This window comes from Pseudoalteromonas distincta (genome assembly GCF_000814675.1).
Taxonomy (GTDB): Bacteria; Pseudomonadota; Gammaproteobacteria; order Enterobacterales; family Alteromonadaceae; genus Pseudoalteromonas; species Pseudoalteromonas distincta.
The window spans coordinates 19,000-44,810 of sequence record NZ_JWIG01000007.1; the positions used below are offsets into that span (position 1 = coordinate 19,000).

At 40.0% G+C, this 25,811-nt stretch carries 28 protein-coding genes; 15 read left to right on the forward strand and 13 right to left on the reverse strand.

The features are described from left to right. Nucleotides 1–34 precede the first annotated feature (34 nt). The 3 genes from ubiD (at nucleotide 35) to QT16_RS05395 (ending at nucleotide 2,902) form a co-directional block, all read left to right on the forward strand. On the forward strand, nucleotides 35–1,501 hold the full coding sequence (gene ubiD, locus QT16_RS05385; RefSeq protein WP_002960958.1) for a 4-hydroxy-3-polyprenylbenzoate decarboxylase: 1,467 nt from the start codon (nucleotides 35–37) through the stop codon (nucleotides 1,499–1,501). A 109-nt stretch (nucleotides 1,502–1,610) separates the two neighbouring features. After that, nucleotides 1,611–2,324, forward strand: coding sequence for an NAD(P)H-flavin reductase (gene fre, locus QT16_RS05390; RefSeq protein WP_002960960.1), 714 nt, complete (start codon nucleotides 1,611–1,613; stop codon nucleotides 2,322–2,324). 167 nt (nucleotides 2,325–2,491) lie between these two features. After that, nucleotides 2,492–2,902 carry a CBS domain-containing protein gene (locus QT16_RS05395; protein ID WP_024605928.1) on the forward strand — a complete coding sequence of 137 codons (411 nt, stop codon included), beginning with the start codon at nucleotides 2,492–2,494 and terminating at the stop codon, nucleotides 2,900–2,902. 54 nt (nucleotides 2,903–2,956) lie between these two features. Here the strand turns inward: QT16_RS05395 and add are convergent, their stop codons facing one another. From add to cyaY, 8 genes are all read right to left on the reverse strand, one after another. After that, nucleotides 2,957–3,958 carry an adenosine deaminase gene (add, locus tag QT16_RS05400; RefSeq protein WP_039486862.1) on the reverse strand — a complete coding sequence of 334 codons (1,002 nt, stop codon included), beginning with the start codon at nucleotides 3,956–3,958 and terminating at the stop codon, nucleotides 2,957–2,959. Nucleotides 3,959–4,085: 127 nt separating this feature from the next. Continuing rightward, nucleotides 4,086–6,773 (reverse strand): CHASE domain-containing protein, encoded by a 2,688-nt coding sequence (locus tag QT16_RS05405; RefSeq protein WP_039486864.1) that lies wholly within the window; start codon nucleotides 6,771–6,773, stop codon nucleotides 4,086–4,088. Nucleotides 6,774–6,824: 51 nt separating this feature from the next. After that, nucleotides 6,825–7,934: a heme biosynthesis HemY N-terminal domain-containing protein gene (locus QT16_RS05410; protein ID WP_039486866.1), complete on the reverse strand. Its 1,110-nt coding sequence runs from the start codon at nucleotides 7,932–7,934 to the stop codon at nucleotides 6,825–6,827. Beyond that, the gene (locus QT16_RS05415; RefSeq protein WP_039486868.1) at nucleotides 7,931–9,772 is read right to left on the reverse strand and encodes a uroporphyrinogen-III synthase; all 1,842 of its coding nucleotides are present in this window, start codon (nucleotides 9,770–9,772) and stop codon (nucleotides 7,931–7,933) included. Before QT16_RS05415 ends, QT16_RS05410 begins: the two co-directional genes overlap by 4 nt. Continuing rightward, nucleotides 9,773–10,711, reverse strand: coding sequence for a hydroxymethylbilane synthase (gene hemC, locus QT16_RS05420; RefSeq protein WP_039486871.1), 939 nt, complete (start codon nucleotides 10,709–10,711; stop codon nucleotides 9,773–9,775). Nucleotides 10,712–10,746: 35 nt separating this feature from the next. After that, entirely contained in the window at nucleotides 10,747–11,724 is a 978-nt protein-coding gene (locus QT16_RS05425; protein WP_039486874.1) for a DUF2914 domain-containing protein, read from the reverse strand. Between the two features lie 22 nt (nucleotides 11,725–11,746). Further along, the gene (locus QT16_RS05430; RefSeq protein WP_039486876.1) at nucleotides 11,747–12,403 is read right to left on the reverse strand and encodes an alpha/beta hydrolase; all 657 of its coding nucleotides are present in this window, start codon (nucleotides 12,401–12,403) and stop codon (nucleotides 11,747–11,749) included. Continuing rightward, entirely contained in the window at nucleotides 12,400–12,723 is a 324-nt protein-coding gene (gene cyaY / locus QT16_RS05435) for an iron donor protein CyaY (RefSeq protein ID WP_002960979.1), read from the reverse strand. The genes QT16_RS05430 and cyaY overlap by 4 nt, the downstream gene beginning before the upstream one ends. A 157-nt stretch (nucleotides 12,724–12,880) precedes the next feature. On the opposite strand from cyaY, the gene lptM reads away from it, so the two are divergent. The 8 genes from lptM (at nucleotide 12,881) to QT16_RS05475 (ending at nucleotide 19,001) form a co-directional block, all read left to right on the forward strand. Further along, nucleotides 12,881–13,075, forward strand: coding sequence for an LPS translocon maturation chaperone LptM (lptM, locus tag QT16_RS05440; protein WP_002960981.1), 195 nt, complete (start codon nucleotides 12,881–12,883; stop codon nucleotides 13,073–13,075). Further along, on the forward strand, nucleotides 13,076–14,329 hold the full coding sequence (lysA, locus tag QT16_RS05445) for a diaminopimelate decarboxylase (protein WP_039486881.1): 1,254 nt from the start codon (nucleotides 13,076–13,078) through the stop codon (nucleotides 14,327–14,329). Nucleotides 14,330–14,393: 64 nt separating this feature from the next. Beyond that, nucleotides 14,394–15,224, forward strand: coding sequence for a diaminopimelate epimerase (gene dapF / locus QT16_RS05450; protein WP_002960987.1), 831 nt, complete (start codon nucleotides 14,394–14,396; stop codon nucleotides 15,222–15,224). Then, entirely contained in the window at nucleotides 15,221–15,832 is a 612-nt protein-coding gene (locus QT16_RS05455; RefSeq protein ID WP_039486884.1) for a DUF484 family protein, read from the forward strand. The genes dapF and QT16_RS05455 overlap by 4 nt, the downstream gene beginning before the upstream one ends. Then, on the forward strand, nucleotides 15,829–16,773 hold the full coding sequence (locus QT16_RS05460; protein ID WP_039486886.1) for a tyrosine recombinase XerC: 945 nt from the start codon (nucleotides 15,829–15,831) through the stop codon (nucleotides 16,771–16,773). Before QT16_RS05455 ends, QT16_RS05460 begins: the two co-directional genes overlap by 4 nt. Nucleotides 16,774–16,783: 10 nt before the next feature. Then, nucleotides 16,784–17,491, forward strand: a complete 708-nt coding sequence (locus QT16_RS05465; protein ID WP_039486888.1) for an HAD-IA family hydrolase — start codon at nucleotides 16,784–16,786, stop codon at nucleotides 17,489–17,491. 28 nt (nucleotides 17,492–17,519) lie between these two features. Next, a complete protein-coding gene (locus QT16_RS05470) occupies nucleotides 17,520–18,623 on the forward strand; it encodes a retroviral-like aspartic protease family protein (RefSeq protein ID WP_039486890.1) in 1,104 nt (367 codons plus the stop codon). 21 nt (nucleotides 18,624–18,644) lie between these two features. Continuing rightward, on the forward strand, nucleotides 18,645–19,001 hold the full coding sequence (locus QT16_RS05475) for a HopJ type III effector protein (protein ID WP_039486892.1): 357 nt from the start codon (nucleotides 18,645–18,647) through the stop codon (nucleotides 18,999–19,001). A 10-nt stretch (nucleotides 19,002–19,011) separates the two neighbouring features. Here QT16_RS05475 and QT16_RS05480 read toward each other — a convergent pair whose 3' ends face one another. Both QT16_RS05480 and QT16_RS05485 read right to left on the reverse strand, forming a co-directional pair. After that, the gene (locus tag QT16_RS05480; protein ID WP_039486895.1) at nucleotides 19,012–19,419 is read right to left on the reverse strand and encodes a GNAT family N-acetyltransferase; all 408 of its coding nucleotides are present in this window, start codon (nucleotides 19,417–19,419) and stop codon (nucleotides 19,012–19,014) included. A gap of 41 nt (nucleotides 19,420–19,460) precedes the next feature. Continuing rightward, the gene (locus tag QT16_RS05485; protein ID WP_039486897.1) at nucleotides 19,461–19,766 is read right to left on the reverse strand and encodes a DUF6482 family protein; all 306 of its coding nucleotides are present in this window, start codon (nucleotides 19,764–19,766) and stop codon (nucleotides 19,461–19,463) included. A 109-nt stretch (nucleotides 19,767–19,875) separates the two neighbouring features. On the opposite strand from QT16_RS05485, the gene QT16_RS05490 reads away from it, so the two are divergent. The 3 genes from QT16_RS05490 to QT16_RS05500 all read left to right on the forward strand — a co-directional run bounded on the left by QT16_RS05490 (nucleotide 19,876) and on the right by QT16_RS05500 (nucleotide 22,262). Continuing rightward, entirely contained in the window at nucleotides 19,876–20,568 is a 693-nt protein-coding gene (locus QT16_RS05490) for a pseudouridine synthase (RefSeq protein WP_039486899.1), read from the forward strand. 101 nt (nucleotides 20,569–20,669) lie between these two features. Next, the gene (locus QT16_RS05495) at nucleotides 20,670–21,044 is read left to right on the forward strand and encodes a BlaI/MecI/CopY family transcriptional regulator (RefSeq protein WP_039486901.1); all 375 of its coding nucleotides are present in this window, start codon (nucleotides 20,670–20,672) and stop codon (nucleotides 21,042–21,044) included. Between the two features lie 9 nt (nucleotides 21,045–21,053). Continuing rightward, nucleotides 21,054–22,262 carry a M56 family metallopeptidase gene (locus QT16_RS05500; protein ID WP_039486903.1) on the forward strand — a complete coding sequence of 403 codons (1,209 nt, stop codon included), beginning with the start codon at nucleotides 21,054–21,056 and terminating at the stop codon, nucleotides 22,260–22,262. A 73-nt stretch (nucleotides 22,263–22,335) separates the two neighbouring features. Here QT16_RS05500 and QT16_RS05505 read toward each other — a convergent pair whose 3' ends face one another. Further along, nucleotides 22,336–22,719 (reverse strand): MAPEG family protein, encoded by a 384-nt coding sequence (locus QT16_RS05505; protein WP_024605945.1) that lies wholly within the window; start codon nucleotides 22,717–22,719, stop codon nucleotides 22,336–22,338. Between the two features lie 239 nt (nucleotides 22,720–22,958). On the opposite strand from QT16_RS05505, the gene QT16_RS05510 reads away from it, so the two are divergent. Further along, entirely contained in the window at nucleotides 22,959–23,837 is an 879-nt protein-coding gene (locus tag QT16_RS05510; protein WP_173400220.1) for an EamA family transporter, read from the forward strand. 66 nt (nucleotides 23,838–23,903) lie between these two features. On the opposite strand, the gene QT16_RS05515 is transcribed toward QT16_RS05510, so the two are convergent. Both QT16_RS05515 and QT16_RS05520 read right to left on the reverse strand, forming a co-directional pair. After that, a complete protein-coding gene (locus QT16_RS05515; protein WP_002962354.1) occupies nucleotides 23,904–24,221 on the reverse strand; it encodes a DMT family transporter in 318 nt (105 codons plus the stop codon). After that, nucleotides 24,221–25,753, reverse strand: coding sequence for a bifunctional GNAT family N-acetyltransferase/carbon-nitrogen hydrolase family protein (locus tag QT16_RS05520; protein ID WP_024595458.1), 1,533 nt, complete (start codon nucleotides 25,751–25,753; stop codon nucleotides 24,221–24,223). Before QT16_RS05520 ends, QT16_RS05515 begins: the two co-directional genes overlap by 1 nt. Between the last annotated feature and the right edge of the window lie 58 nt (nucleotides 25,754–25,811).

Consider the following 25,811-nt stretch of genomic DNA (forward strand, 5'->3'; position numbering starts at 1 on the left):
ATACTTTAACTCTTTTGCTTAATAGCGGCCCACAATGAAATATAAAGATCTACGTGATTTTATCGATTTGCTTGAAAAAAAAGGCGAACTTAAACGTATCACCCAAGAAATCGACCCGTATCTTGAAATGACCGAAATATCTGATCGCACCTTACGTGCAAAAGGTCCTGCGTTATTATTTGAAAACCCAAAAGGCTACGATATGCCGGTGCTTACCAACTTATTTGGTACACCAAAACGCGTAGCAATGGGCATGGGCCAAACAGATGTTAGTGAGCTTCGCGAAGTGGGTAAGCTACTCGCTTTTTTAAAAGAACCTGATCCACCAAAGGGTATTAAAGAAGCTCTAGGCGCTATACCTATTTTTAAGCAAGTGCTTAATATGCCTGCAAAAGAAGTTAAAAAAGCGCCTTGCCAACAAGTAGTTTTAGAAGGTGATGATGTAGATTTAACTAAATTACCTATTCAGCATTGTTGGCCAGGTGATGCAGCGCCATTAATTACTTGGGGCCTTACAGTTACTAAAGGGCCTTATAAAAAGCGCCAAAATTTAGGTATTTATCGCCAGCAATTATTAGGCAAAAATAAAATAATTATGCGCTGGTTGTCACATCGTGGTGGCGCGCTTGATTTTCAAGAATGGTGTAAAGAAAACCCAGGGCAACCCTACCCTGTATCAGTAGCATTAGGTGCCGATCCTGCCACTATATTAGGTGCTGTAACGCCTGTACCTGACACTCTAAGCGAATATGCATTCGCTGGCTTATTACGTGGCAGCAGAACCGAAGTTGTAAAATCTATTTCAAATGACCTACAAGTCCCTGCCAGTGCAGAAATAGTACTTGAAGGTTACATAATGCCTGGTGAAATGGCGCCAGAAGGCCCTTATGGTGACCATACCGGTTACTATAATGAAGTCGATGACTTTCCAGTAATGACGGTCACTCACTTAACGCATCGTAAAGATCCTATTTATCACAGCACATTTACTGGCCGTCCGCCTGATGAGCCTGCTATTTTAGGTGTGGCACTTAATGAAGTGTTTGTGCCGATACTACAAAAGCAATTCCCTGAAATTGTCGACTTTTACCTTCCGCCTGAAGGGTGCTCATATCGTATGGCGATTGTAACAATGAAAAAACAATATCCAGGCCATGCTAAGCGCGTGATGATGGGAGTTTGGTCGTTCTTACGTCAGTTTATGTACACCAAATTTGTCATCGTCTGCGATGACGATGTTAACGCCCGCGATTGGGAAGATGTTATTTGGGCTATAACAACCCGAATGGATCCAGCGCGTGATACAACATTAATAGAAAACACACCTATTGATTATCTCGATTTTGCATCGCCAGTCTCAGGTCTTGGTTCAAAAATGGGAATGGATGCTACCAATAAATGGCCTGGCGAAACCACCCGCGAATGGGGCGAGCCTATTGTTATGGATAAAGACACCAAAGACCGCGTAGATGATATTTGGGAAAGCCTTAATATTGTTTAAGTGTTTATATGTAAGTACATATCAGGCTATAAAATAACCCTGCAGATATGCTAGAATCGAGCTATTCGATTGCGTATCTGCTGTTACAAGCGCTGCTAAAAGGTAAAAAATGCAAACATTAAAAGCTGAAGTTGTAGCTATCAGCCCACTTACAGAATTTGTTCATAAAGTAATTTTAAAGCCACAACAACCGGTGACCTTTGAAGCTGGCCAATACATGCAACTCGTATTAGGCGAAAAAGACAAACGTGCTTTTTCTATAGCTAGTCGCCCTTCACAGTGCGATGCAATAGAACTGCATATTGGCGCCTCAGGTGCCGATTCGTATGCAATGCAATCGTTAGAGCATTTACGAAACGCCCATACCACAGGGCAGTTAGTAGACATTGAAGCTGGCTTGGGTATTTCACAGTTGCGCCTGCAATGTGAGCGCCCTATTATTTTACTCGCCGGTGGTACTGGTTTTTCATACGCAAAATCAATGGCTGATCATTTAGCTGAAATAAAATGCGACCGTCCTGTGTTGTTTTACTGGGGCGTAAAAGAAGAATCTGCTTTATACGCACATACAGAAATGCAAACATGGGCAGATAGCCATGAGAACTTTAAGTTTATTCCTGTAGTAGAAAATCCATCTGCTAATTGGCAAGGACACACTGGCTATGTACACAAAGCAGTAATGCAAGATATTGTGTCACTAGAACCATACGATATTTATATGGCAGGTCGTTTTGACATGATAGGTATTGTCCGTGATGACTTTATTACTCATGGTGCAATTCGTGAAAACATGTACGCAGATGCATTCGCATTTATCAAATAATTGAAATTTACTTTCAGTTATAAATAAAGGCACCTAATCGGTGCCTTTATTTTTATAACAACAAACATTTAATAGTTAAAACCTATCAACTCCATCAATATAAACAATTTCCTAAATCTCTATCTATAAACCATACTTTGTATAGAACATCAGCGGGAGAGACCCAAATGCTAAATACAAAAGTAAAAGATTTTATGCAACGCAAATTGCCAAATATCACACCAGATACAGAAATGACGACAGCCATAGCAGAACTACAAAAATTTAAACTACTTGGCGCACCAGTATTTGATAAAGATAAATGCTTAGTTGGATTTATATCAGAGCAAGAGCTGTTAAAACCACTTACGCAAAGCAGTTATTTTTGTGATGGGATGGTTAAAGTATCACAGCTTATGCAAACAGAGGTAGTGACCGTTAGCGGCGATACCAACATTATTGAGCTTGCACAGCAGATGCAGCCTGGTAAACCAAAAAACTACCCTGTTGTAGAGGGTATTAAAGTAATCGGTATGATCAGCCGAGCAGATGTACTTAAAGCACTTTACGATAATTACATAAGCTGCCAAACACACTAAATTGCAGATACAAAAATGCCGCTTATATAAAGCGGCATTTTTAATGCTCTTACATTAACGTGCGCTAACGAGTGCTAAAAGTTCTTTTTTATCGCCATCGCTTAAAAATGCTATTTCTAAAGCATTTTTTTGGGCTTTTTCCATATCAGCTTGAGATAAGCCTGCTTTAGGTGCAGCAACGGTATATTCATACTCAATTTCAATACCTTCAACCGCAGGATCATCAGTATTAATACACGCTAAAATACCATGATCTAAAAACTGTTTAAGTGGGTGCTTAGTTAAATCGTTTACTGTACTGGTTTGAATATTACTTGTTAAGCATGACTCAATACCAATACGGTTATCGCGTAAATAATCCATTAGTTTTGGATCTTCAATTGCTTTAACGCCATGCCCTATTCTGCTCGCACCCAACTCATTAATTGCTTGCCAAATACTTGGAGCACCAAGTGCTTCTCCAGCATGGACAGTCGAAGCTAAATACGCATTTCGTACTTGTTTAAAGTGCTCTACAAACAACTCACCCGGGAAGCCAATTTCGTCACCGGCTAAATCAACAGCAACTAAATCATTTTTAAATGCGAGTAATGCATCAAGCTCTTTTTGACACGTTTTTACGCCATAAGTACGCGATAAAATACCAATCAAGTTAGCTTTTATATTTGCGCCTTTTGTTGCTGATTTAATACCATCAACAACTGCCTCTACAACGCCTTCTGGGTGTAAACCTTGGCTTTGTGCCATGTAGTAAGGGCTAAATCGAAGCTCCACATAATCAAGACCTTGTGCTTGTGCATCTTCAATGTTTTCAATTGCGATACGTCTACACGCATCGTAGTCGCCAAGCACAGTAACTCCCCAATCTAACTTTTGTAAAAAAGCCATGAGGTTTGGTTCAGGATCAATAACTTGAACATGAGGGATTAATGCTTCAACGTTATCTGCAGGTAGCTCTATATTAAACTGTCGACCAAGTTCTAATATGGTTTGCGCACGTACATTACCGTCTAAATGGCGGTGAATATCTAGCAAAGGTAATTTTCTATTGATCATAATAGCAACCCAGTTTAGTTAAATTTGCGCGCATGATACGCAGATACAGTTATTTTTCAAGTCTATATGATTTGCGGTAAGTTTTAGCGGTCATATGTCTGCTTTTTGTGCAAAAAAATGATACAGCTTATTTTCCTGATAAGTGGTGCCAAAGAGTTTTAAAAAGCGTATTTGCATCAATAGGTTTGGTGATATAACCATTCATTCCACAGGCTAGTGCCTTTTTAACGTCCTCGTCATGGGCGTTCGCCGATAGCCCTATTATGGGTAAATCAATTAACTCTAAATCACGACGAATTACTTTTGTTGCTTTGAGTCCATCCATTTTTGGCATTTGAATATCCATAAGAACAATGTCGTAGCTATTTTCGGCTAGCTTTTCTATGGCCTCAAAACCATCGTTAGCAATGTCGGCAATACAGCCTTTCGTTTTTAAAATAGCATTAGCAACATGCTGATTAAGTGGATTATCTTCTACTAAAAGTAATTTATAGCCTGTAAATGATAATGTACTTACGTCTATTTCGTTGTATTGCTGCTGAATTTGCTCTGCCTTTGGTAAAGGCGATATTAGCGGCAAACTAAATGTAAATGTAGAGCCTTTACCTTCATAACTAACTAAATCAATTGCACCACCCATTAACTCAACTAGTTTTCTGCAAATACTTAATCCTAAGCCTGTACCACCATATTGACGTGAGGTTGAGCTATCAGCTTGCGCGAACGGTTTAAACAATTGTTTCTGTGCTTCGCTACTAATACCAATACCCGTATCGTTAATACTAAAATAAGTCATTTTTTTCGACTGCCAAATTTTCAGAGTGATTTCACCTTCCCCTGTAAATTTAACCGCATTATTGAGCAGGTTCAGCAGCACTTGTTTTAAGCGGATTGGATCGGTATTGATGACCAAATTTGATGTTTTATCAAAATCGAGACTTAACTTTATTGATTTAATATCAGCCTCAAATTGAAGTAAATTAAGCATTTCATCCGCTAAACTCGCTACATTAATAGGCTCTTGCATTAAGTCTAGCTTGCCTGCTTCCATTTTTGAAAAGTCGAGCACATCGTTTAATACCCTCAGTAAAACACCCAGTGCCCCATCTGCTTGCTCTATGTAACTTCTAGCTTGTTGCCAATCGTTTTGCTGGAGCGCTAAATAATGCAGCCCTTTTATACCGTTAATAGGGGTGCGGACTTCGTGGCTCATGTTTGCTAAAAACTGCCCCTTTATATGACTCGCTTCATCTGCTTTTTGTTTTTCTTTGCGTAGTGTATGTGTTTGCTTGGCCACTTGTTCGCGAATTTGTATGTTTGTACCAGTAACTGAAATCAAAAATGTAATCAGTAACCACACAAACAACATACCTACTATTTGTGCAAGCCAATATACTAACCAAGACGTTCTAACTATTGGCTCATATAACTCAACCTGCCACATACGTTTGCCAATCAACAATTGATATTCTTTAAATAGCGCTTGCAAATTAGCGGTATCTGCAATATAAATTGCCTGCTTTTTCCCTGGTATCGTTGTGTCAAAAAAACTAGCTGAAATTGAGTTGTTGTGATCAAATAATAGTGTTTGCGATAAGCGTTTCAGGCTGACAATCGCTGCCACAAAGCCTTGAAAATCATCTTCGGTAGAGGACTCTCCAAAAACAGGATATAAAAAAAGCACACCGTGTTCGGCTGTATTTTGGACCAAATTAATTGGCTCACTTAGTGCAAGTTCATTAAGCTCTTTCGCTTTGCTAAGCGCTGCACCTCTTACTTTACTAGAAGCTAAATCAAACCCTAAAACATCTTCATTACCTTTTAAGGGATATACGTACTTTACTGGAAAGTAATTACTACGCGTACCTGCAGGTTGCCAAGCTCCATCTAGTGACTTTTCTTTTATATATAGAGGTTTGCCTGTGGCTGGATTTTCATGTGTCTCAAAATCTGCGAGTTTATTTGCTGGTATATAAGGTATCCATTCAAAAGCTAGAATTTCTTGGCTGTAGTCCAACTGCTTTGAAGTAAATTGTTTAAACTCTTTAAAATCCACGTCACTACTACTAGCAAAAAACGTAGCTAATAAGCCTAAATGAGCAGTAATACCATCGAGCTTTTGGCTTATAGCATTTTGCACAGAAAGTATTTTGGCTTCTTGCTTTTGAATATCTTTTTCTTTTTTAACACTAGCAGCGCCATAAAAACTAACGCTGATCAGTATGTAAATTAATAGCGAGGGTAAAATTACCAACATACGGTGGCGTACTTGTGTGTAATTAAAAGCGGCGAGTACTAAAGGTGTAAATATAAGTACGCCAATACTGTCGCCAATCCACCATGCTATAAAGTTATCAAAAATAGCATTGGTCGGAATCACATTATTCAATGCTAATAAACTTGTTCCTACACCTGCAGCAATAACACAACATATTGGCCCCGCTACTATTAAGCTTTGAACACTGTGTTTTAAAGAGGATAAATCCAACGGCGCTTTTATAACATTCACTATAATTTGTCGGCCAATCCAAGCCTGTAAAACAGAGGCTAAAGTAATGCCTATAGCTTGTAAAAGCACAATAAAATGAAAAATATCTACGGTGTGTTCAAGGTGAATTAAGTTAGTACAAAAAGCCCCAATAATAAGGCCAATAAATGACTTACGTCCCCAAATTAAAAAGCTCGCTAAAGCAATTCCTGAGGGCGGCCAGGAGGCGACCGCATAGCCATCTACAGAAAGAAGTGAGTTGCTAAAGTATCCTGTAAAGAAGTAAGCACAAGCCAAGCTAAGGGTTAATATTAAAAACTTTCTCAAAGCTTGTGCTCCTGAACTACAAAAAATGCTAAGTAGTTATAGTGTAGTCATTTATTGATATAAAACGAGCGCCTTTTCTGCCTGTGCACTATTTTTATAACTCAACACAGCTTGTTCAGAGAACTGTTTTTTATTTTCACTATTCAGTGCTTTATCAAATATTCTAGCTGCTAAGTCATAATCACCCTTAGCATTAGCAAGGCAAGCTAGCGCAAGTAATAGTGAATTATTTGAATCATCCTTCTTAAGGCGTTCTTGAATGCTTATTTGCAACTTAGCTGCATCGGCTGCTGTTGCTTTACTTAATATATTTGCAAGCTCTAAGTGTTGCTCACTATGCTTAACCATCTTAATTAAGTCACTTTCAATAACAGCCAATTGACCTGCTTGCGCCATTTGCATTAAATATGCGGTGTGGGCATGAGCTTGCAGCTTTTTCGGTAGCTGTTTATATTTCTCACTCAGCTTGTCTGCATCTAACGCATTAAAATAAGCACTAAATAACTGCGTCCACTGTGCATCAGTAAGTACTTTTTTGCGCAGTAAACGCGGCAAAAAGTCTTCCAGCGCACTAAAGTGTTGTTGTTGTACTAATACTTCTGCATAAAGTTTTAACTCAAGTGCGGTGGCTTTTTTAGCTTCTGCGCTAATACGCATTTGTGATTCAATCGCACTACTATCGCCACTTGCCAACCATAGCTTTGCTACTTTTAATTGATGCTCTGGGCTTATTTCAAATAAACGCTCAAGTGCTTTATCTGTTTGATTATTAGCAAGCGCTGCTTTTGCAAGTAATGCTAAGCGAATATCTTCAAACTTATCTGGTACGCTATTACCCGATAAAGCCTGTTCTACGTGCTCGTAATCATCATTAATAGCACTCCAAAGAGCCTGCTCAATAGCTGCTTGTTTGCGCTCTTGGCTACGTGCAAAAAAGCCATGCTTAGTATTATGATAAATCGATAATAAATAACGAATTAACTTATATGTTAAATATAAAACAACAGCGGTAATGACTGCCATTATACAAAACGATACTATCGTGCCTTCTATCGTCGTATTGTTAAATGAAATAAGTACATAACCTTTTTCATCTAGAACGAATGGAGTAACCGCTAGTACAACAACAATAGCTACAATTAAAATAATTAGCCCTATCATTGCGCCCACTCCTTAACCTTTTGTGTACTGTTTAAGGTTACTTTTGGATTAAAGTTTAGCTGCTCTTTTTCAAGTTTAGACAACGCTTTAAGTACCGTTTTTGTTGTATCATCGTCTTGCTTAAAGTACTCACCAACTAAACGTTTTGCTTCACTTAAGGCGCTAAAGAAAATACTTGCCTGCTTACTCATAAGTGCATCTTGTGCCTGAGTTATATTAAGCTTGATTCGTTGATTTATTAAATGGCGCTCTTGATCCGTAAGTAATGGCTCAATGGAAACACCTTCGTGCTGACGAATAGTAATAAAGCTATCCACAATTTTATTCCAGCTATTACTCAAGTTTTGCTGCCAATCACTCACGTCACCACTTAAAGCATTTTCATCTATTGCAGCTGCTTCTTCTGGTAAATTAACCGCATTAAAAACTAAGTCGTCAATACTGCTTAGTACACTGTTTAGCTGTAAATAAATAGCCTCTGTTGCAACAGGTTTAAGGCTATCAAGTGTTTGTATATCTTGCATAATCGCTTGGCGAACTTCAACAGTTCCGGGGTGCTCACTAAGTAATCCATCTAAGCGCTTTAAAACAGCACTAGTCTCTTGGTAGTCTTTTTCAGCCCATAGTTTAAACTCAGCCATACGCTGTAAGCTGGTTACTTCTTGCGGGTTTAACGATGAGCCTTGTTGCTGCGCCTTTTGCAAAGCCGCTTTTAGTTCTTGCTGATTTTGAACTGCACTTTCATTTAGGGCTGCGGCAACTTTTTCTTCACTATTAAACAGCGCTTGTTGCAAATTAGATTGCGCCGATTTAAGTGCTTGCAGCTCCTGGGTGAGTAACTTATTTTGCTCGCTTAACTCATTAACGGCTAGGTTTTGCGCCTTACCAGCATTTAATTTTTGATAAAACTCGTATCCAACACCAGAGGCCACAATTAACGAAATAAGAAGCGCAAGTACTGCAACCTTACTTATTTTTTGTTTACTTTTGTCTGCCGTATTTTTTGTAGCTGTAGGCTCTTGCTTAGTTGATTTAGCAGAGGTCGTGTTAGCTATTGTTGGTGTGGCTTTTTCTGCCGTTACTGGCTTTGACTGTTCGCTCATGTTGCTACCTTGCTGATTTATGCAGGTAAACATAGCATTATCGCTAGCCCCTGCTGCAATGTGTATATTAGCCGAACTTACCTGTTGCAGCTTTAAATAAGCGGCTATACGCTCGCTGGCAACATAAAATCGGCACTGTTGTAACCATTGTAGTTGGTGTGCAGTAAGGCTTTTAAATATAGCATCAACTGCTGCATTACTTGTTATGACTATACCGTGTACATTCTGGCTTTTCCAGTGGTCTGTCCAGTTAGAGGTAATACTCTCTGTCGGTTCACGTTTGTACACAACACAATTATTTAAAAAAGCACCGCGCTCTTTGAGCGTTTTAGCTAACTCAGGGCGGCCACCTTGGCCCTTAACTAATACTATATTACAGCCATCCACCTCGGCGAGTGATTTAAGCGCAAGTAACCCTTCTGAATCATACTGCTTTGGTACTGCTGCGCGCACACCAAATTGCTCATATATAACATCGGCTGTTTGTTGTCCAACCGCATAAAACTGCGCTTTGGTATTTATATCTGGTTTTAATTGCGAAAGTGCACTGACTGAATCTTGCGATATAAATATTATTTTATCTGCATTTAATAGTGGACTAAGCTCAGTGCTGGAGGGTGTTAAATGCGTTATTTTTAATACCGGAAATAAAGACGCCTGATAACCCGCTTGCTCAAGTTGCTGTGCAAGGGCTGCGCCTTTTCCTTCGGGCCGAGTTATCAGAATATGTGTCATTTATGCGTCTCTATAAACTTCAGCTAATATTTTGTCTGCACCTTGAGCTAGTAATTTTTTAGCAAGCTCAATACCTAGTTTTTCTGCGTCATTTACATGGCCCGTTACTTCGTCACGTAAAATTTCGCTGCCATCAACAGCACCAACTAAACCACGTAAATGCACTTGTTCGCCATCAACCAATGCATAAGCACCAATAGGAACTTGGCAACCACCTTCTAAATAGCGATTCATCGAACGCTCTGCGTTTACGCGAATACGTGTTTGTGTATGCTCAAGTGGTGCAAGTAATGCTTTGGTTACTTCATCATCAATACGACATTCAATACCTACAGCGCCTTGACCATTTGCTGGTAATGACACTTCTGGCTCAATGTAGTCAGCAATACGCGACTCCATTTCTAAACGAATAAGCCCTGCAGCCGCTAAAATAATAGCATCATATTGGCCGTCATCTAATTTACCTAAACGCGTATTTACATTGCCGCGTAAATCACGAATATCTAAATCAGGGCGAAGTGCCTTAATTTGGCACTGGCGGCGCAGGCTCGAAGTACCAACAATAGCGCCTTGTGGTAGGGCACTTAAATTAGCAAAATTGTTTGATACAAACGCATCGCGTGGATCCTCACGCTCACAAATAGTATGCAGTGCTAGCCCTTGAGGAAACTCTACTGGCACATCTTTCATAGAATGTACGGCAATGTCAGCTCGGCCATCTAGCATGGCTTGCTCTAGTTCTTTAACAAATAAGCCTTTACCGCCAATTTTGGCCAATGGTGTATCTAAAATAATATCCCCTTGCGTCGACATTGGGACTAATTCTACGTGCACATCTGCATGAAAACGCTCAAGCTCTGCTTTTACAAATTCGGCCTGCCAAAGTGCTAGGGCGCTTTTGCGCGTTGCGATGCGTACTAATTTTGTTTTTTCTGTCATAGGGGTATCCAATTAATTACTGCGTTTAGCCAGTTTTAGTCAGCTAAAATTCTAAATTCTTTTTGGGCAATTAAATTACCTTGCTCATCAACTACATCAACACGCCAATGACCTGTTTGTGTGTTCATGATATTTTTTGTTGAATACGTTCTGTAACGAGGCGAAGTAACATTAAGTGTAATTTCAGCCATCGTTTCACCTTCAAACGACCAAACATGCTTAACTTGCTGGCCTTGAAGGTTTTTAATCTCGCTAAAAAACGATAACCCTTCCTCAAACTGGCTTAACCTAATATCAGCAGCAAACACATTAGTAGGCTCACGCTTACTTACTTTACGAGTAAGTACCGCACGACTAATTTTACCAGTGTCTATTTGCGCGCCCAATGCCACACTTGCCACATGTGCTGTAGAGGAAAAACCTTCAGTGCCACTCAATGCGCCATCATCACTTTCTAACTCTAAAAGTAAGTCACTTTGACTAGCAGGCTCAGTTACGTTTTGGGCTTCTGCGGTTTCTTCTTGCACATCATTATCAAGGTTTGAGTTTAACTCTGTATTAATACTTTCGCTTTGATCAGTAACAATATCGTTGTTAGCCAACAAAGCCGGGGGATTATTTACAAGGTCTACTTCGGCAGGTGTATTACTTGAAATGTTTAGTTGTGTCTCATTTTGCTCAGCTAACAAAGGTTCAATACTCGCTTGAGTTACCTCTGCAGACTCAGCTGAGGTATTGTTTACTGATGATTGAGGCTCAACATCCATTACCTCATCGCTTGTTTGGTTTTCAGCGTTACTGCTAAAACTTAAGAATTGCTCCTGCTCATTTGGGTGCTCACCTTGCTCTGCATTAACAGAGGTGGTTAAGCCATAAACAACTGCTGCAGAGGTCATTAATACCAACATAGCAATACTCACAATACGACGCCAATTCCACTCGTAGCTTACCGTTGGTACGCTCTGTTGTAATTCGCGTTTAACATTTGCTTTTATAACTATTTTTTGACTCATATTGACCTCAGCGGTTCCAAAATTAGCTTAAACGAGCAATTAACCATTGGCGAATAGCTTGCAATTCTTCTGCGCAAACTTGATGAGCCATTGGATATTCTTGCCAGCTTACATCCATGTTATGTGCTGTTAATACTTCAAACGCATTTCTACCCGCACTGTGCGGTACAACGTTATCTTGGCTACCATGAGCCATAAATACGTTTAAATCAGAATGCTTTGCTTCATCAGCAAATTTGTGTGGCACACACATATAAGTAGAAAGCGCCATAACACCCCCAAGCTTTTGCTCAAAGCGCGGCGCTAAATGCAAAGACACAACACCACCTTGAGAAAAACCAGCTAAAATTATTTTATTAGCAGGAATGCCATTAGCAATTTCTTTATTAATTAACTCTTCTACCTTTGCAGCAGAATCTCTTACGCCTTGTTCATCGGCACGCTTATCTAATTCTATAGACTTAATATCGTACCAAGAGCGCATTTCCATACCACCATTTATGGTGACCGGTTGCACTGGCGCATGCGGAAAAATAAACCGTATACCAAGCTCGCTTGGTAAATTTAGCTGCGGGGCTACTGGCGCAAAACCATCCCCAGAGTCACCTAAACCATGTAACCAAATAACCGTTGCTTTGTGTTCACTTTGGGCTGCATATTCTACAAATTCTAAACTCATAGTGATGATTGCCACTTAACTTCTTGGCCTGCTTGGCGAGTTGAGGCTTCATTTATAAACGCCCAAAATTCAGCGCCAGAGCGGTTATCAATCCATAACCCATCACGCATTTCAAAATGATGTCCGTTAAACTTAGTCGCAACCCATACTTGATGAAGAGGTGCTTGCTTATTGATCACTATTTTACTTTTATCAGGAAAAATAATTTCTAAAATACCTTGTGCCGATTCATAATCTAAATCAGCTTCGCAATCATCAACCTGCTCTTCAATAGTGAACATAAGAGCTTCGGCTAATTGGTGATATTCGTGTTCAGTCATTGTTATTTCCTTTGCAGGCGAGCCGCCTAATATTGGGTACGTTTTAGCTTTAAAAGTATGCAGCTAGTGTAACAGGAATAAAATCATCCGCGAATAGCTGCATTTTTTAGATATTCTGTTACTCTGCGATTATAAAGCCAGCAACCGTATTAATCTAATGAAAGCGACACATACCTTACAATTAAAAAGACTATTAATAAGCACTGTACTGTTAAGCGCCTTAGCTGGCTGCGGACAAAGTGGTCCGTTATATTTACCAGAGCAACAAACAGAGCAAAACCAACCTCAAAATACAGCTAAACCAGCCACTACCGCTGAGCAAGCTAAAACATCGCAAAGTCAGGAGCAATAAATGGATTATTTTAACTACAAAAACAACCAATTATTTGCCGAAGACGTCAGCGTAGCAAGCATAGCGCAGCAATACGGTACGCCGTGTTATGTATACTCGCGTGCTACATTTGAGCGCCATTACTTAGCATTTGCTAACGCCACTAAAAATCATAAAAGCTTGGTATGTTACGCTGTAAAAGCAAACTCAAATATTGCCGTACTTAATATATTAGCGCGCTTAGGATCGGGTTTCGATATTGTATCTAAAGGCGAACTAGCGCGTGTAATTAAAGCGGGAGGCGATGCTTCTAAAGTGGTTTTTTCAGGCGTGGCTAAAACGTCTGACGAAATAGCTTACGCATTAAAACTGGGCATTAAATGTTTTAATGTAGAGTCGGCGTCTGAGCTTGAGCGTATTTCTGAAGTGGCTTGCGAGCTTAACCTAGAAGCGCCTATTTCTATTCGCGTAAACCCAGACATAGATGCAAAAACACATCCATATATTTCTACCGGTTTAAAAGAAAATAAATTTGGTATTGATATTCAAACAGCAGTGAGTGTTTATCAACAAGCAGCGGCTTTACCTGGTTTAAAAGTAATTGGTGTCGATTGCCATATTGGCTCTCAATTAACGCAAGTTAGACCTTTTTTAGAAGCCCTTGATAAATTAATGACGCTTATTGATGAGCTAAAAACCAACGGTATTGAGCTAACCCACTTAGATATTGGTGGCGGTTTAGGCGTGCCATACGACAACGAGCAACCACCACACCCAAGTGAATATGCAGCGCAAGTTACCGAACGCTTAGCTAACTACAAACATCTTGAACTTATTTTTGAACCAGGACGCGCAATTGCAGCTAACGCAGGTATTTTGGTTACTCAAGTTGAATTTATTAAACAAAACCAAGACAAATTTTTTGCCATTGTAGATGCAGGTATGAACGACATGCTTCGCCCTGCGCTTTATCAAGCGTGGCAAAAAATTATTCCGGTATCCGTTCGCGACGACGAAACACCTACTCACAACTTTGATATTGTGGGTCCGGTGTGCGAAACCGGCGACTTTTTAGGAAAAGACCGCGAACTTGCACTCAAACAAGGCGATTTACTTGCACAACGAAGTGCGGGGGCATATGGCTTTACAATGAGCTCAAACTACAACTCGCGCCCGCGTGTTGCAGAAATAATGGTAGATGGTCAGCAGCATCACCTTATTCGCGAACGTGAAACTATTGAAAGCCTTTATCAAGGTGAGAAAGTTTTACCATAAACGTTTTTGTCTACTAGCTGCTCTGTGGCATGATTAGCACAGAGCAAAACCGAATTAGAGCGCTATGTTAGTTAATTTTTCCAAAATGCACGGCTTAGGTAACGACTTTGTTGTGATTGATAACATTACACAAAATGTTTTTTTGTCGCGAGATCAAATCAAAAAACTGGCAGATCGCCACTTTGGCATTGGCTTTGACCAATTGCTGATGGTTGAAGCACCATATTCACCTGATCTCGACTTTCATTATCGAATTTTTAATGCCGATGGTACCGAAGTAGAACAATGCGGTAACGGCGCACGCTGTTTTGCCCGCTTTGTACGCATGAAAGGCCTTACTAACAAGCACAAAATTAGTGTATCGACTAAGTCGGGCAACTTAACGCTCTACATAGAAAAAGACGGTCAAGTAACTGTTAACATGGGCCATCCTAATTTTGAGCCAAGTAAAATTCCGTTAAAAGCCAGCAAACGCGAGCTTACTTATATTATTAGAACGCAAGAACACACTGTATTTAGTGGCGCGGTATCTATGGGTAACCCACATTGCGTGCTAGAAGTTGACGACGTAACCACCGCGCAAGTTGATATATTGGGTCCATTACTCGAAAACCACGAACGCTTTCCGCAAAAAGCGAACATTGGCTTTATGCAGGTTGTATCGCAAGAACACATTAAGCTAAGAGTGTGGGAGCGCGGCGTTAACGAAACCCTAGCCTGTGGCACAGGTGCGTGTGCAGCAATGGTGATTGGTCATATGCAAAATAAATTATCAACAACCGTTCAAGTAGATTTGCCGGGCGGTACTTTGCAAGTGCGCTGGAGTGGTGAAGGTCATCCGGTACGCATGACTGGTCCCGCAGAGCATGTTTTCGACGGACAAGTAGCGCTATGAGCGAGCTAAGTACAGAGCAGGTTATTGATTACTTACAGCAACATCCTGACTTTTTAGTTCATCACCCTGAGCTACTTGCACAACTTGAGCTGCAACTGCAAGCTCAAGGTGCAACGTCGCTGGTACATATTCAGCAACGTCAATTACGCGAGCACAACACGCTTTTAAAAAGCCAAATAGACGCTATGAGCAAGCATGCAACGCAAAACGAGCTCGTATATCGTTTGTTTAGCCAATGTCATCGCCAGCTTTGGAATCATGACGATTTTGATACTCTTGCAAATAATCTACGCAATATAATCTGCTCAAGTGAAGATGTTAACGACTGCAAATTAGTAAAATATAATCCCGAGTACGACGAGCTTATTGCGCATCGCCTTAGCCATTCTGGGCATTATTTAGGGCGAATTAATAAACAAGAGTGCGAACAATTATTTAGTGAAGATACACAATCCGTCGCTATTTATTTAATTGGCGACACCAAGCACCCTATCGCTATTTTGGCGTTTGGTAGCAATAACGTAAACCATTTTGAGCCCGCGCAAGATAACCTGTTTGTGCTCGACTTTATAAACGCATTACACCTGCGGTTACAAAAACTAGCATGAGTGACGATGCGCCTAATATTACCGCGCTAAGCGACCACTGGCGTACACCCATAACGCTATTTAGCGATTATTTAAAGTTTGAAAAACAATATTCAGCGCACACAGTTAATCAATACGTAAGCCAACTTGGCTTTGCAGCCCTATATTTTAGCAAACTATGTGATGACTGGTTTGGCGTACAAGGCGAACATATTCGCCGCTACAGCATGGCACTGCGATCAAAACAATTAAGTGGCCGTACAATTAGCTTAAAGCTCAGTTGTATTCGCAGCTTATATAAGTTTTTAAAAGCAAAAAATATTGCCGAGCAATCGCATTACCATAATCCGGCTATAGGTATAAAAGGCCCTAAGTTTGCAAAGCCCCTACCTAAGAATCTCGATGTAGATCAAATGGCACGCTTGCTCGAAATACCCGACGACGAACCTCTCGCAATTAGAGATAAAGCAATGATGGAGTTAATGTATTCATCAGGGCTGCGTATAAGCGAGTTAGTTGGCGCTAACATGCAAGATATTAGCGCTGCCAATGGTGAAATTTTAGTGCGTGGTAAAGGTAATAAAGAGCGATTAATTCCGGTGGGCAAAAAAGCGTTAGACGCATTAAAAAAATGGCTCACAATACGCCCTCTGTTTGCAAAGCCCGATGAAATAGCAGTATTTTTAAGTAGCCAAAAAAACCGTATTTCGATTCGCCAAGTGCGCCTACGCATGCAAGAGTGGGGAATAAAACAAGGCATTAGCTCGCAGGTTCACCCACATAAGCTACGCCACTCGTTTGCGTCACATATTTTAGAATCATCTGGTGATTTACGCGCCGTGCAAGAGTTACTAGGGCACAGCAGTTTGTCGGCTACACAAGTGTATACACATTTAGATTTTCAACATTTAGCCAAGGTGTACGACAACACTCACCCTCGTGCAAAAAAACGAACTGATTAGGTAAATAAAAATGATCCGATTTAATCGTGCTATTAAGCCATTTTCTGTCATGAGCTTTGATTTAGACGACACTCTTTACAACAATCACCCCATTATAAAAGCAGCGGTTAAAGCGCAGCAAGATTATTTAAACGCGCTCCCTAGCTACTTAGCCCAAGGCCCAAAATACTGGCAACAATGCCGCAATGAAGCCGTATTACAGTTACCTGAACTTGCTGATAACGTCACTAAATGGCGCCAACATACATTGCGCTTAGCCCTTTCTAAACTAGATTTGAATGAGCAAGAGGTAGAGCATCATGCCGATGCTGCCTACAACGCCTTTGCCGATGCGCGCAGTAAAATAGTGGTAACCGACGACGTACTAAAGCTGCTAGATAACTTAGCCCAGCACTTTACGCTGGTTGCTATAACTAATGGTAATGTTGAAATTGAACGCTTTAACTTACACAATAAATTTGAACTCGTGTTACAAGCCGGTATGCACGGTAAAGCAAAACCTCACAGCACCTTATTTGATAAAGCCGCCGAACACTTAAACGTTGCTAAAAGTGAAATTTTACACATTGGCGATAGCCTAGATACCGACGTACAAGGCGCAAATAATGCCGGTTGCCAATCGGTATGGTTAAACGATCAAGACGCCAATTATGCTTATAAAGGGCTAGCTGATATTGAAATAGCCAATATTCATGCCTTAACGCACTTTATTAAATAATACCAATTGCATTAAATAAGAGGTCACAATGAGCCACTATACCAAGCTAATTACCTTGCTATTAATTGGCTCACTTAGCCTTAACGCTTATTTATTGTGGCCGCAGCCCGCGCCAATCAAAGTACAAAAAACGCAAGGTGCTGAAAAAAGCATATCGCCTAAACAACAAAATACGTTACTAAACACGGCAAAGCAGCAGTTTAAACAACACCAATTTGAAGCCGCACTTAGTAGCTATCAACAACTTAAAAACAGCAATCCAGTAATCGCAAAAAACCTTTATTCATCGTGGCTAGTGCAGCTTAAAACATGGCTAAATAGCAATTTATTACTCAGCGAGTCATTTCTCAATGCGCTATTAAATAACAGCCCTTATAACGTAGAGTTACTTAATTTACAGGTTGAGTATTTAATAAATAGCGAGCAAACACAAAACGCCATTATTGCTTTATTTGAGCTTAATTCATTACTGCCTGCTGATCAGCAAAGTAATGTAAATACACGTTTAAATACGCTCACTCAAAACGAATTACACACATTAACTGAGCAACAAAATTGGCAAGCTATTATTGAGCAAACACAAATTTGGCTTGATTATAAAAGCGATAACGCGCAGTTTTTATATCCGCTTGCGTATGCCTACTATCAGCAAGGCGATTTAATTAGCGCACAAGCAACCCTTGATCGAATGCCAAACCAGCACAATCTAAAAAGCCAAGTGCAAACACTGCAAGCGATGATCAATAAAGCACAATCGCAAGACGACTTTGTTGCTTTAACGCCTTACGGCGCGCATTACTTAATAAACACCGAAATAAATAACAACCTATCGACCGAACTAATGATTGATACAGGCGCAAGCGTAACCTCGCTACCTACAAATATTATTGAGCAAATTTCGCCACGACCTTTGTATTTAGGCGATGTAACGGTCAACACAGCTAATGGTCAAATTGTTGTAAAGCGTTATCAAATTGAATCGTTTAAAGTGGGCTCGCAAATTATTTATGGTTTTGAAGTGCTAAGCATTGAAAACACCCGTGGGCAAGGTTTGCTAGGAATGAATTTTTTATCGCGATTTAAATTCAATATAAATCAGCAAACAGATGAGCTAGAGTTGAGCGCTAAATAATTAAAAATCCAAAGGTAACACATGACACTAAATAACTATTTAAAAGCACTTGCTGAAAACCCAAAAAGCATTCAATTTACCGATACAATGGCCGTGATAGAAGCAAATTACGACTTTACTGCATGTGGCTTTAATAACCATGGATTACTTAGCGCTGCGAGTGAGAACAACGGCTCGTGTAAAATTTTTGCATTTGCTAAGTTAAACGATTTAAGTAAACAAAATACGTTGGATTGTTTTGGTAAGTTTTACCGAGAAGACGTGCTGCAAAACCCTAAAGGGGATGATCATATGAACATTCGCACGTTTATGTTAGCACCAGAGACAACACCTTTTTTAGGTATTACCTTTGAAGGCGAGCCACTAAAGGCAAAATAGCCAGCAAAAACTAAAGTGGCTTTTCCATAAAGTAACGCGTACCTGAGCGTGGGTAATTATTAAGTTGATACTTAACACTATAACCGCGCTTTTCATAAAAAGGTTTTGCTTGAAAATCAAGTGTATCAAGCTGAGCAGTTGTAGCACCTAGCTCAATAGCAGCTTGTTCAAGTGCCGTTAGCAATTTATCTGCAAGCCCTTTACCTCGCGCACTATCGCTACACCAAAGCCAACTAATCATCAGCCAATTTCCAAACACACTCCCACTAATACCGGCAACAAGCTCGCCCTGCTCATCAGTAAATTTATAACCTAATGGCAGCCTTTGCGCATCAAAATGCTCGGCGTTAAATTCAACTATTTTACTACGTAGTATAGAGCTTAATGCGTCGGAGTGATCTGCTTGTAATTGGTACATATTGCGCTTCTTAAAAAGCGAATATTAGCAAACTCATACCATCAATACAGATTATTTTTACCATAAGGTACTTCAAGCAGATTGCTGCTGGTTTTATCCGGCTGGCCGCACATTTCGTCGTAAGCGCTTGTTTGCCTTAACATCATCTGTGCGTACGCTATTTTTTCAAAACGTTTTTGTACATGCAGTGGGCTGAGCCCTCTTAAAAACTCACCGCTGTCTTCTGTTACATAATATTCAACGTTATTAATCATTACCGATACCTGATAAAGCGCCATATCTAACGAGTGAACAATGACTTTTTGTAGCGGTTCGTGCTTTTTTAACTGTGAAAATTTAATACCCATCTTGGCTACCTTTTTATATTTAACCTGAGTTCTGGTTATTTAACATTATCGATACGCAGCTTTGCTATAATCACGATCAAATTTTTATTAGCCGCTGGCGTCACACGTTATGAGCACAAAAATCCGACTCGCTAAATATATTGCCCATGCAGGTATTTGTTCTCGTAAACAGGCATCGCGCTTAATTGATGAAGGTGTGGTGACTGTAAATAATCGCCCAGCAAATCATATAGATCACGTTGACGAGCAAGACACAATAATAGTGAACGAAAAAGAAATTAAAGGAGCTGCCGATTTAGTTTATTTTGCGTACCACAAACCAGTAGGTATTGACTGTAAATTAAATATTGATGACCCTGCCAGCCTTATTCACCATTTGCCTACACTTACCCGTGTTTACCCTATTGGTCGATTAGATAAAGACTCTCGTGGTTTGCTTATTTTGACCAACGATGGGGGTTTTTGTAATCAACTAATACATCCTGACTTCCACCAGCCTAAACATTATTTAGTCACCGTAAATAAGCCTTTAGACGATGCTTTTTGTAAAAAAATGGCTGCAGGCGTACCCGTTGATAAACACATAACCCTGCCTTGTGAGGTAAATAAAATAGCCAGTAATCAGTTTAGTATTGTTTTAAAACAAGGGCTAAACAGACAAATACGTAAAATGGCACATTACTGCGGATACAAAGTAATTGACTTATTTAGAGTGCAATTTAGTGACCTCACCCTTTCAAAGCTAAACCTACCTGAAAACCAATATATACAAATTAATAAAAACGATATTTCAAAAATCTAATACCAAGTCACTTAACTACATCTCAAAAAGTTAAAAATAAACTTGCAAAAATAGATTACAGGTGTAGTCTTAAATTAAAGATTACACTTGTAGGCGATAAAATGATTGAATTATCAAAAGCAGAGTTTGACGTGCTCGACGCACTTTGGATTAACTACCCCGCCACCGCGAGCCAAATAATTGAGCGCTTAAGCGACGATAAGCAATGGCACGAAAAAACCATTAAAACCCTGCTAGGTCGACTAGTAAAAAAAGGCGCACTTACATTTGAAAAAGAAGGTCGCCAATATATTTATACTCCCTGTATGGAGCGCGACGACTACACCTTAAAAGAAAGCCAAAACTTTATTGAGCGATTTTTTAGTGGGCGTATTGCGCCACTTGTAAGTGGCTTTGCTAAATCGGAGCAGCTTTCTCAGCAAGATATAAACGAGCTTAAAAAAGTTATAGATGACTGGGAAAAAAACCAAAAGTAAGGGATTAACATGGTTATTCAAACTGGTTTTAATTGGTTAATTGAGCAGCAATTACTATTAAGCATTTTGTTTTGTGGTTTTATTTTACTCGAGCGATTTGGTTTAAAAGCCCTTGGCTCGCGGTTTGTATATAAATTAGCATGGCTATTACCTGCGGCATTGGTGATTGCTAATTTACCAAATGCGATTAAACCACTGCAAAATAGCAATATTAGCCGTTACTTAATCACCCCTAACCAGCCTTTTACACATGAAATGGGTATTAGCTGGGCGCTCATGTATGTACTTATTACCGCAGGGTTATTAATAGCTAGTTTTATTACACATACCCGTTTTGTTAAAAGCCTGCAGTTAACTGAGTTAACACAATTTGAAGGCACTCTTACCGCTGATGTTAAAACTTATACCAGCCAACATGTAGCCACGCCAATGGTGGTCGGTATTTTAAACAGCAAGCTGGTGTTACCGAGTAACTACAATACCCAGTTTGATAAAGCCACATTAGCGCTTATTTTAGAGCACGAAAACGTACACATTAAACGCAAAGACAACCTAACAAACGCACTTATATTACTACCTACTATTTTACTTTGGTTTAACCCACTAGCTTGGTTTTGTTACGCAAGCATGCGCCGACTACAAGAGCTGACTTGTGATGAACGGGTACTTGCCAATAAAACCACACAACAACATATTTTATATAGCAAAGCCTTAATAAACTGCGCGGCAAATGCGCCCACAGGACTTATGGCTTATTCACACTACGGAGATAAAAAAACCATGTTACAACGACTAACTAATATAAAACACAGCGGGGAGCGTTCAAAGTTTGCTAAAGGTGGCTTATTGCTTGTAGCAGCAAGTATGCTAAGCGGATTAGCGATTGCAAAGCAACCAGAAGCAATGACTAAAGAGGATCACATTTCACCAACAATACGCATTGAACCTGCTTACCCAATACAAGCAGCTCAACAAGGGATCAGCGGCTCTGTTGTATTAAAATACGATATTGCAGCAAACGGTAAAACAAAAAACATTAGTGTTATTCAATCTAAACCTAAAGATATTTTTGATAAATCAGCGAAAGAGGCGCTAGCAAAATGGAAATATAAAGCATCAGATTCAGGTTTTGAAGATGTACTTGTGCAACTAGATTTTGCGATTAATAGTGAAGTGGCGCCTACCGATTCAATTGAGCGTATTAAAGTGTCGCATTAACGCCACGAGTTGTTCAAGACTACAAAGCAAGCGCCCTTTTAGGCTGCTTGCTTTGTGGTTTTAAAATATAAACCTACAAACTCACCACAATCATGGCAATGGCTGTACCCAAACCAATAAACCACACTAATGAGCGAATTATATCTAGGTTCATATAGTAAAATACGCAATACAAAATACGCGACACAATATGCGTAACCGCTAGCGTTTCGGTCACTGCACCTACAGAGTTAGTGCCCAGTACAACTGCAATAGCGACAGCAAAAACAGCAAGCGATTCAAAACAGTTTTGATGAGCAGCGAGCGCCCGTGCACCAAAGCCGGTTAATTTTGTTTGTTGCGCCCTTGGGTGTTTATTGTCGTATCGACCTAATTTTGCCATTGCTATAGCAACCGGCACTTTTGCAAAGTAAGGCATTAATACCGCAAGTAATGCACATACAACTAATGTTGTCATAATTTATCCTTTTGATGTTTCGGATAATTTAGCATAAGCGTAATAAAAAAGCCGCCAGATACGTTTTATGACAAACGCTGGCGGCTAACAATAACATCAGACCTACTATAGCTAAATTTATCCTCAAACCCATGCGACATAATGTCGCAGATGATGAATATTCAACATCATAGTTAATGCATCGCTTTAATTCACAAAGCTTGTTAACTTTACTGCCTTACATTTTAACGATGACGACCATGACCTGGATATTTTTCACTTTTTTAGCCGCCTTCATGCAAGCATGGCGTAATGCCCTGCAAAGTAAATTAAGCAACGATGTGAGTGTGGCTGGCGTAACTCTCTCCCGCTTTATTATTGCAGGCCCTATTGCTGCCGTGTATTTATATGGTTTGTATCAATATCAAGATACAGCCATGCCTACGTTTAATAATGCCTTTTGGGGATTTATTGTAGGCGCAAGTGTGATGCAAATACTTGCCACTGGTTTAATGGTTAAGTTATTTAAAATGAATAATTACGCTGTAGGTGCTGGTCTTGCCAAAAGCGAGGCATTAGTAGCTGCCATTTTAGGTGTATTATTTTTTGGCTCGGCACTTTCTTTACTCGGTTGGCTTGGTGTGTTTTTTGGCGCTATCGCCGTATTGCTACTCAGTGGCATAACAAGCGTTAAACACTTTAATGCTAAAACAGCATTACTAGGACTGGCTTGTGGTACTTGCTTTGCACTTACATCGCTGTGGGTACGAGAAGCGAGCTTAAATTCAGGATTATTATTTCCTCACTCAGCAGCTTGGGTTTTGCTGTTTGTAATTAGCTTACAAACACTAATACTACTGGGCTATTTATTATTAAAAGAGCCGCAAACACTTAGTAAACTGTGGCAATACAAAGGTACTACAGCCGCAATTAGTGTTTTTAGTTGTGTCGGTTCTATTGGCTGGTTTAGTGCAATGAGCTTACAGCACGTTGCTTACGTTAAAACACTTGGACAGGTTGAAGTTTTTTTTACCATGCTAATTGCCGTTCTTTGGTTAAAGCAGCCACTTAAGAAACAAGATACTGCAGGCTTAATACTCATAGCCATTGCTGCTGTTTTGGTTATGTTGCCGAATTAAGGGCATAAAAAAGCGCAGGCTTTTATACCTGCGCTGTTATAATTTTTATAGCTTTAAGAACTGGTTCTAAGAGCTGATTTTTAGTGTTATCACGCCACTAATAATCATTAATACTCCTGCAATACGACCAAATGTAGCTGCATCGTTATAAAACAATATACCCACTAAAAACGTACCGGCGGCGCCAATACCTGTCCATACGGCGTATGAGGTACCCATTGATATTTGCCTTTGTGCAAGCCACAGCATAAAACCACTAGCGACTAAAAATACCACCGCTATTGCTATGCCTTGCCAGCGTGTATCAGCGTTTTGCGAAATTTTTAAGCCAATCGGCCAGCCAATTTCAAGTAACCCAGCAATAATTAAGTACACCCACGCCATTAAACGTCTCTCTTTTTAACAATCACTTCGTATAAATCTTCGCGGCGATCTTTTAAGTTACGCACTGTGCCTTCGCTGTGAAGTATTTTAAGCTTATCCATATCAAGGTCACTAAATAACAGCATTTCGGTGTTTGGTGTGGCTTCGTTAAGTGTTGCATCGTGCGGGAACGAAAAGTCCGATGGCGTTAATACCGCCGATTGTGAGTACTGCACATCAAGACTTTCTACCTCTGGTAAATTACCCACCGAACCTGCAATAACCACATAACATTCGTTTTCTATTGCACGCGCTTGTGCACAGTGGCGCACACGTAAATAACTGTTTTTAGTATCAGTCCAAAATGGCACAAACAGAATATCTAACCCTTGTTTGGCCAATATGCGTGAAAGCTCTGGAAACTCTACATCGTAACAAATTTGAATACCTACACGACCGGCATCGGTATCAAACACGGCAATTTTATCGCCGCCTTGAATAACCCAATCGTTTTGCTCATGCGGGGTTATGTGTATTTTACGTTGCTCGTCTATTTTACCGCTACGATGGCACAGGTAACTTACGTTATAAATTTTATCATCTTCGGCAAGTGGCATAGAGCCGGTAATAATATTAGCGTTGTATTCTATTGCCATACGCGACATCGCGTTTTTAAAAGTTTCGGTATATTCCGCTAAATAGCGAATCGCTTCTGTTTGATTACTTTGATTTCCTAGCCCCATTAGTGGCGCATTAAAAAACTCAGGGAATAGTATAAAGTCACTTTTGTAGTCAGATACGGTATCTACAAAGTATTCAACCTGCTTTAGCATTTCTTCAACCGATTCAACACAACGCATTTGCCATTGCACAGCACCTACTCGCACGATTGATTTAGTTGACTCAAGTACCGTGTCGGTTGGCTCATACATGATGTTATTCCACTCAAGTAAAGTGGCGTAACCAACAGACTCTTGATCCTCCGGTAAATACTTTTTAAGTAAGCGTTTTACCTGAAAATCGTTAGATAACTGAAAACTTAAAATAGGATCGTATAATTCTTTTTGATCTACTTTTGCAATGTATTCCATTGGCGTCATTTCACTACTGTGATTGTAATAACGCGGAATACGCCCACCTGCTAAAATAGCGCGTAAGTTATATTGGCGGCACAATTCTTTACGGGCATCATAAAGGCGACGACCTAAACGCATGCCTCTGTGACTTTCGCTAATAGCAACATCTAAGCCGTATAGCGCATCGCCGTCGGTATCGCTAAATACACGGTCGTGACCGTCTGCAATATCTTCGTATGTATGTGGGTTTGAAAAACGCGTGTAATCAACCTGCACGCTTAATGCTAAGCCCACCAGCACGCCGTCATCCACAATACCTATTTGCCCTTCAGGAAATTGGTCTATTAATCTAAAAATGGTATGACTTGGCCACGCACCGCCTAAGTCGGGATACGCTTGATCCATCAAGGTTTTAATTTGCGGATATTGCTCTCTGGTTAAGTTACAAATCTCAAGATGGGTTTTTTCTGCCGACATACACAACTCCTTTGGGCATAAGAAAATAAAAGCCGAATGTACGTTAAAGTACACTCAG

Bases quoted from the DNA above. Each gene is read 5' to 3' on its own strand.
- ubiD (WP_002960958.1), top strand. From the start codon at position 35: ATGAAATATAAAGATCTACGTGATTTTATCGATTTGCTTGAAAAAAAA.
- fre (WP_002960960.1), top strand. From the start codon at position 1,611: ATGCAAACATTAAAAGCTGAAGTTGTAGCTATCAGCCCACTTACAGAA.
- QT16_RS05395 (WP_024605928.1), top strand. From the start codon at position 2,492: ATGCTAAATACAAAAGTAAAAGATTTTATGCAACGCAAATTGCCAAAT.
- add (WP_039486862.1), bottom strand. From the start codon at position 3,958: ATGATCAATAGAAAATTACCTTTGCTAGATATTCACCGCCATTTAGAC.
- QT16_RS05410 (WP_039486866.1), bottom strand. From the start codon at position 7,934: ATGATAGGGCTAATTATTTTAATTGTAGCTATTGTTGTTGTACTAGCG.
- QT16_RS05415 (WP_039486868.1), bottom strand. From the start codon at position 9,772: ATGACACATATTCTGATAACTCGGCCCGAAGGAAAAGGCGCAGCCCTT.
- hemC (WP_039486871.1), bottom strand. From the start codon at position 10,711: ATGACAGAAAAAACAAAATTAGTACGCATCGCAACGCGCAAAAGCGCC.
- QT16_RS05425 (WP_039486874.1), bottom strand. From the start codon at position 11,724: ATGAGTCAAAAAATAGTTATAAAAGCAAATGTTAAACGCGAATTACAA.
- QT16_RS05430 (WP_039486876.1), bottom strand. From the start codon at position 12,403: ATGAGTTTAGAATTTGTAGAATATGCAGCCCAAAGTGAACACAAAGCA.
- cyaY (WP_002960979.1), bottom strand. From the start codon at position 12,723: ATGACTGAACACGAATATCACCAATTAGCCGAAGCTCTTATGTTCACT.
- lptM (WP_002960981.1), top strand. From the start codon at position 12,881: ATGAAAGCGACACATACCTTACAATTAAAAAGACTATTAATAAGCACT.
- lysA (WP_039486881.1), top strand. From the start codon at position 13,076: ATGGATTATTTTAACTACAAAAACAACCAATTATTTGCCGAAGACGTC.
- dapF (WP_002960987.1), top strand. From the start codon at position 14,394: ATGTTAGTTAATTTTTCCAAAATGCACGGCTTAGGTAACGACTTTGTT.
- QT16_RS05455 (WP_039486884.1), top strand. From the start codon at position 15,221: ATGAGCGAGCTAAGTACAGAGCAGGTTATTGATTACTTACAGCAACAT.
- QT16_RS05460 (WP_039486886.1), top strand. From the start codon at position 15,829: ATGAGTGACGATGCGCCTAATATTACCGCGCTAAGCGACCACTGGCGT.
- QT16_RS05465 (WP_039486888.1), top strand. From the start codon at position 16,784: ATGATCCGATTTAATCGTGCTATTAAGCCATTTTCTGTCATGAGCTTT.
- QT16_RS05470 (WP_039486890.1), top strand. From the start codon at position 17,520: ATGAGCCACTATACCAAGCTAATTACCTTGCTATTAATTGGCTCACTT.
- QT16_RS05475 (WP_039486892.1), top strand. From the start codon at position 18,645: ATGACACTAAATAACTATTTAAAAGCACTTGCTGAAAACCCAAAAAGC.
- QT16_RS05480 (WP_039486895.1), bottom strand. From the start codon at position 19,419: ATGTACCAATTACAAGCAGATCACTCCGACGCATTAAGCTCTATACTA.
- QT16_RS05485 (WP_039486897.1), bottom strand. From the start codon at position 19,766: ATGGGTATTAAATTTTCACAGTTAAAAAAGCACGAACCGCTACAAAAA.
- QT16_RS05490 (WP_039486899.1), top strand. From the start codon at position 19,876: ATGAGCACAAAAATCCGACTCGCTAAATATATTGCCCATGCAGGTATT.
- QT16_RS05495 (WP_039486901.1), top strand. From the start codon at position 20,670: ATGATTGAATTATCAAAAGCAGAGTTTGACGTGCTCGACGCACTTTGG.
- QT16_RS05500 (WP_039486903.1), top strand. From the start codon at position 21,054: ATGGTTATTCAAACTGGTTTTAATTGGTTAATTGAGCAGCAATTACTA.
- QT16_RS05505 (WP_024605945.1), bottom strand. From the start codon at position 22,719: ATGACAACATTAGTTGTATGTGCATTACTTGCGGTATTAATGCCTTAC.
- QT16_RS05510 (WP_173400220.1), top strand. From the start codon at position 22,959: ATGACCTGGATATTTTTCACTTTTTTAGCCGCCTTCATGCAAGCATGG.
- QT16_RS05515 (WP_002962354.1), bottom strand. From the start codon at position 24,221: ATGGCGTGGGTGTACTTAATTATTGCTGGGTTACTTGAAATTGGCTGG.
- QT16_RS05520 (WP_024595458.1), bottom strand. From the start codon at position 25,753: ATGTCGGCAGAAAAAACCCATCTTGAGATTTGTAACTTAACCAGAGAG.